The 5449-nt window shown below is 62.0% G+C and carries 3 protein-coding genes and 3 pseudogenes; 4 read left to right on the top strand and 2 right to left on the bottom strand.

The window, feature by feature from the left end; all coding sequences use genetic code 11:
• Positions 1 to 152: 152 nt before the first annotated feature.
• Positions 153 to 1415, top strand: a pseudogene (locus tag OC446_RS29070) (IS256 family transposase); the annotation flags it as partial.
• 284 nt (positions 1416 to 1699) lie between these two features.
• On the opposite strand, the gene OC446_RS29065 reads toward OC446_RS29070, so the two are convergent.
• Complete coding sequence (locus OC446_RS29065; protein ID WP_262032397.1) at positions 1700 to 2731, bottom strand: IS110 family transposase; 1032 nt, start codon at positions 2729 to 2731, stop codon at positions 1700 to 1702.
• Between the two features lie 167 nt (positions 2732 to 2898).
• Between OC446_RS29065 and OC446_RS29060 the strand changes: the two are divergent.
• Together OC446_RS29060 and OC446_RS29055 are read left to right on the top strand one after the other, a co-directional pair.
• A pseudogene (locus OC446_RS29060) lies at positions 2899 to 3528 on the top strand (IS3 family transposase); the annotation flags it as partial.
• Between the two features lie 320 nt (positions 3529 to 3848).
• Positions 3849 to 4154 (top strand): hypothetical protein, encoded by a 306-nt coding sequence (locus OC446_RS29055; protein ID WP_262032396.1) that lies wholly within the window; start codon positions 3849 to 3851, stop codon positions 4152 to 4154.
• A 303-nt stretch (positions 4155 to 4457) separates the two neighbouring features.
• Here the strand turns inward: OC446_RS29055 and OC446_RS29050 are convergent.
• Positions 4458 to 4814, bottom strand: a pseudogene (locus tag OC446_RS29050) (integrase core domain-containing protein); the annotation flags it as partial.
• Positions 4815 to 5028: 214 nt separating this feature from the next.
• Between OC446_RS29050 and OC446_RS29045 the strand changes: the two are divergent.
• Positions 5029 to 5449, top strand: a 421-nt coding sequence (locus OC446_RS29045; protein ID WP_262032395.1) for an IS110 family transposase, incomplete at its 3' end; no start/stop codon positions are given.

The following is a 5449-nucleotide window of genomic DNA, read 5'->3' as shown; positions in this document are numbered from 1 at the left end:
CCCGTTCGAACGGCACCTACGGCAGTCCGCGCATGACCCGTGAGTTGCAGGATAAGAGGTATGGCGGAAACTGGGTGATGACGGTGTGAGAAGGGCGGCGTATCGAGGCGGGTGTCGAGCCTGCCAGAACCTCTTCGAGAGAGCGATACGCCATGAACGAGACTACCAACATTGTCCGCCTTCGTCAGCCCGATACGATTGACGATCCCCTGACCGATATCCTGCGCGCCGGCGCCCGCAAGCTGCTGGCCCAGGCCATCGAGATCGAAGCCGAGGCCTTTCTCGCCAGCATGCGCGACCTGAAGCTGCCGGACGGACGTGAGCGCCTGGTCCGGCACGGCCACGGCCCCGAGCGCACGATCCAGACCGGCATCGGTCCGGTGGCGGTCAGCCGGGTCAAGATCCGCGATCGTGGCACCACAGGCGAGGATAGGATCCGCTTTTCCTCGTCCATCCTGCCCAAATGGGCCCGACGGACAAAGAGCCTGGATGCGCTCTTGCCGATCCTCTATCTGCGCGGCCTCTCCACCGGCGACTTTCAGGAGGCGCTCTCAGCCTTGCTCGGCAAGGAAGCCCCGAATCTCTCGCCTTCGGTGATCTCCCGGCTGACCGGCGAATGGCAAGGCGAGTACGAGCACTGGCAGGCCCGGGACCTGTCAGCTCGCCGTTATGTCTATGTCTGGGCTGACGGCGTCTACCTCCAGGCCCGGATGGAAGATCAGGCCGAATGCATCCTGGTGCTGATCGGCGCCACGCCGGAGGGCAGGAAGGAGCTGGTCGGCTTCCAGGCCGGCGTGCGTGAGAGCGCCCAGAGCTGGCGTGAGCTTCTGGTCGAGATCAAGCGGCGGGGCCTGTCCATCCCACCCCGGATTGCGGTCGGGGACGGAGCGCTCGGCTTCTGGAAGGCACTCGATGAGCTCTTTCCAGGCACGCATCATCAGAGGTGCTGGCTGCACAAGACCGCCAATGTGCTCAACAAGGTGCCCAAGTCTGTGCAGCCGGGCATGAAGGCGGCCTTGCGGGAGATCTATCTCGCGCCCACCCGAGCCCAGGCTGAGGTCGCCATCGATCTGTTCGAGGACGCCTATCAGGCGCGCTACCCCAAGGCCGTGGAGTGTGTGCGCAAGGACCAGCGGGCGCTGCTGGCATTCTATGACTGGCCGGCCGAGCACTGGATCCATCTGCGGACCACAAACCCGATCGAGAGCGTGTTCGCGACGGTCCGGCACCGGACCGTGCGCACCAAGGGCTCACTGTCGCCGACCACCGCCCGGCTGATGGTGTTCAAGCTCATCATGGCGGCTGCGAAAAGCTGGCGGCGGCTGATGGGCGAAAACCAGTTGCCCAAGGTGATCGCCGGTGTCAGATTCCAGGATGGCACCGAAGTCATTCCGATGCCGACAAACAGCGCCGCCTTCTCTATTCGGCCGGTTCCAGTCAAGCTCCCTTTGGATTGGTTGCCACGATTATCTCTGCAGTCCTTGCGGGCTCTCGCTTCTCTCCGGAATCGGCACTTGGCCCTTCCACTATGGGGTCAGAAGAATGAAGTGGAACTATCTGATCGTCGTCCTTTGCGCCATAGGCGCAGGAGCAGGCGGCGCTACGAACTCACTTCATCCCGCGTCCCGCAAGGGACAGACATCCGCTCTGGCGCGGATTCTCGTGTTTCTTTGTAATCCGGTTGATCAATCGGGCATGATCAGGCCGCCTGAACCTCCCTGCTCCAGCGGAACTCGGTGCCTTCACACCAGATACGATGCATGATCACCGCCAACCGCCGGGCCAGTGCGACGACGGCCTTTCCACCGCCACGTCGCTGCGCCACCCTCATGGCCCAGGCCTTCAGCCAGGACCAACGGGTGGTTGGCCGCAGCATGACCTGAGCGGCTTCGAACAGCAGTGTTCGCATCATGGCGTCGCCGCAGAGCGAGATCCGCCCGACCCGGTCGCGTTCCCCCGATTGATCGCGGACCGGCGTCAACCCCAGGGCAGGTCCGACCGCCTTGGATCTTCGGAACCGGGCAGGCGTATCAATCGTCGCGACAAAGGCCAGAGAAACCACAGGACCAACCCCGGGGACCGTCATCAAGCGCCGGCACACCTGATCATCCCGGACGAGCGTCAGGAGCTTACGATGCAGAGCGGAAAAGTGCTCGCGTAGAGTCCGACGAGCCGCAAGCAATGAGTTCGTGATCTCAGCCAAATCTGGTAGGCCCGCGACGAGTTCATGGATGCGCTCCTCGAACTTGATGGCCCCGACGACGCCAACCTTGAGTCCGAAGTTGCGCAGCAGGCCGCGGATGTCATTCTCGATTGAGATAGCCTTCTCCTGCAGCAGCTTGCGAGCGGTCAGCAGAGCCCGTCGTTTCTGGCTGGTGAGTGTCTTCACATGAACTGGCCGAAACAGATTGACCCGCATCATCTGGGCGATGCCGCGGGCATCGTTGCGGTCACTCTTGTTCACCTGGGCCTTGAGGAAGGCCTTGGTGTGCCGCGTCTCAATGCACACGACGGGCAAGCCTGCCCCAGCCAGTCCCTCGAAGAGCCATTGCGAGAGCGGGCCTGCCTCGAGCCCAATCCGTTCCAGGCGCCAAGCGGGATCTTGCAGGAGCTTAAAAAGATCCTCCGGATGGCTGGTGACCTTGATCTCACGGCAGATCTTGCCCGTCTCGTCCACGATGCATACCGAGGTCTCTTTGACCGAGATATCCAAACCCGCGTAGTGCTTCATGTTGCGCTTCTCCCACTGAGGCCTGAGGCCGCTCTCCACGACCTTGTTGTACCATCAGCCTGAAGCGCGGCTCTTTACCCTATGGAAATGGGAGGCACCGACGGCAGGCCGAATACCCCATCTGATCGGACACGTCACCCAAAATCCGCTATAGCTCGCAGGATAATGGTCTGGAGGTCGGTCGCCGTCGGACCGCTCGGCTGATGCGGGAGAATGGGCTCAAAGCCCGGCAGAAGCGACGGTTCAAGCGCACCACCGACAGCCACCACGCCTTTCCGATTGCGCCCAATTTGCTTGAGCAGGACTTCTCGGCCGAGCGTCCAAACGAGAAGTGGGCCGCCGATATCTCGTACCTGTGGACGAACGAGGGTTGGCTGTACCTGGCCGTTGTGCTTGATCTGTTTGCCAGGCGGGTGGTTGGCTGGGCCGTCAGCGACCGGCTGCACAAGGAACTGGCTCTTGAGGCGCTACGCAAGGCTCTGGCGATCCGAAGACCCGGTGAGGGGCTGACCCATCATGCGGATCGCGGCAGTCAATATTGTTCGATTGAGTATCAGGCCGAGTTGAGGAAACACAACATCCGGATCTCGATGTCAGGAAAAGGAAATTGCTACGACGCGGTTGTCGAGACCTTCTTCAAGACCTTGAAATCCGAGCTGGTCTGGCGCACCGTCTTCCAGACGAGGGCCGAGGCCAAGAAGGCGATTGGGCGTTACATCGACGGCTTCTACAATCCCGTCCGGCGTCATTCAACGCTCGACTACCTCAGTCCGGCTCAGTTCGAAAGGCTGGCCTGATCGCTACCAAACCGCTCTCCACTAAACCGAAGCAAATCCAGAAGCGGCCTACCACGCCCAGCTTGAGGTCATGCCGATGGCTGCGTAGAATCCAAACCAATCAGCCTCCGGAAAATCCGGCGCGGTTCAGTGCAGCGTGGCAATGGTTCATGTCTGAGGCAAAGCAAGTCCATGCTCCGGTTGGGATGAACAAAGAGACGTGCGCCGCATTGTACGGTCACACGGCCCGCCTGATCAGTCCCGTCCGCCAACCTCCATCATTGCTCAAGAGCCAGGGAGGAGTGTATGGTCATGCGGCAACTCAGACTTGTTTAGGCTTCATGCTCGTGCTGTCCACGTCCTGCCCCCGCCACCACATCACCTTCTCGGGTGGGCTGCTCTGCGCCGCTTTGCTTCTGGCTTTTGGGTGGGTCGGCCCGGCGCAGGCCAGCGATGCCGAACTGCAAGCAGCGCTGCAACGAGCCGATTGTGGGTCACCAACGATCAAGCAACTCTTCCAGCGCGGCGATATCATCGCCTATGAGGCGAACTGCTTTGGCTCATCGCACCGGGTCGTGACGGTAACATGTACCAAGACCATCTGCCATGTCGACGAGCCCGTACAGGAGGATGAGAGGGGCCGATAAACCGACTTCTCAGATAGGGCCACATCGCCCATCCGAACTGAGACCGGGGTCGGGCTCCCTGCTCAGGTCGGTTGTAGCCTCACGTGAGGCAGGCAGAGTGGTTGCAGCACAACCAATGATATCAGCCACCCCGCTTTGCAGAACTTGACGCACACAATCCTTGGGTGCTGGCACCGGAGCATCAGGCAGCGGCAGTATCGGTGGAGCTGGGAGCCCTGCAACCACAGGCACCACGACGCCCAACGGAGGCGGCGGCACTCCAGTTCTGCCGAGGCGCGGCTCTGGTGCGAGTGGATCTGTGGGTCAGAGCGTCGGCATTCCGGCCGGAGGCAGCGACCCTGGCGCAGCGGTGTTTGGTCCTGGCATTTGGTGGAGTGGGTCGAGCCTGAAGCGTTGCGGCTCGCTTGTAAAGATCTTGCAGCTGTACTCGTAGGGGGTGAGGCCGCGCAGGGTCTTGAGCCTGCGGGCGAAGTTGTAGGCGGCGAGGAAGTCGCCAAGATGACCCCGCAGCTGGTCATGGCTGTCGTAGTGGTAGCGCTTGACCGTCGCATCCTTGAGGGTTCGGTTCATCCGTTCAACCTGTCCGTTCGTCCAGGGATGGCGCGGCTTGGTCAGGCGGTGATCGATCTCGTTCTGGGCACAGGCGAGCTCGAACGAATGCGCCCGGAAGATCTCGCCGCGGGCCATCGCCTCTTTGATCAGAGGGGCGGCCGAACCGGTGTTGCCGGGTGTGGTGAAGTGGGTGCCGTAGTACATGGGGAAGCAGCGCGGCGGAGCTGGTCCGGGTTGTGCAGCCGCGCTGCGTGGGGTGGTCATGGCCAGCCAGCAGGTCTCACAGTGATGTCGCTGAACACTCGCTGGAGGCCAGCCGACCATGACCGAGCTTAATCCTACACCTGCTCCTGCCACTCTGGTAGCAATCGACATCGCCAAGTACCGCCACGAGGTGCTCATCGAGGCTCCCGGACAGGCCCGACGCCGGCGGCTTACAATCCTGAGCACCAAGGCCGATCATGACCGCCTCGTCGAGGCTTTGGTGGCTTATGGTGGCCCGGTGCTCATCGGCTTTGAGGCCACAGGCGATTACCATCGCGGGCTGGCCTACCGCCTGCTCTCGGCAGGGTTCGAGTTGCGGCTGGTCTCATCCGTGGCGCTCGCCCGGACGCGAGAGGCTCTTCACAACGGCTGGGACAAGAACGATCCCAAGGACGCGCAGGTGATCCTGCACATGCTCCGGATTGGCGCGACCCAGCGCTATGTCGATCCTCTGGCGGCCGGGATCAACGACCTGCAGG

The organism is Microvirga sp. Mcv34 (assembly GCF_024519725.1).
In the GTDB taxonomy this organism is placed as follows: Bacteria; Pseudomonadota; Alphaproteobacteria; order Rhizobiales; family Beijerinckiaceae; genus Microvirga.
The sequence above is the reverse complement of the archived record's forward strand: the minus strand, read 5'-3'. Positions and strand labels throughout refer to the sequence as shown.

Bases quoted from the DNA above. Each gene is read 5' to 3' on its own strand.
- OC446_RS29065 (WP_262032397.1), bottom strand. From the start codon at position 2,731: ATGAAGCACTACGCGGGTTTGGATATCTCGGTCAAAGAGACCTCGGTA.
- OC446_RS29055 (WP_262032396.1), top strand. From the start codon at position 3,849: ATGCTCGTGCTGTCCACGTCCTGCCCCCGCCACCACATCACCTTCTCG.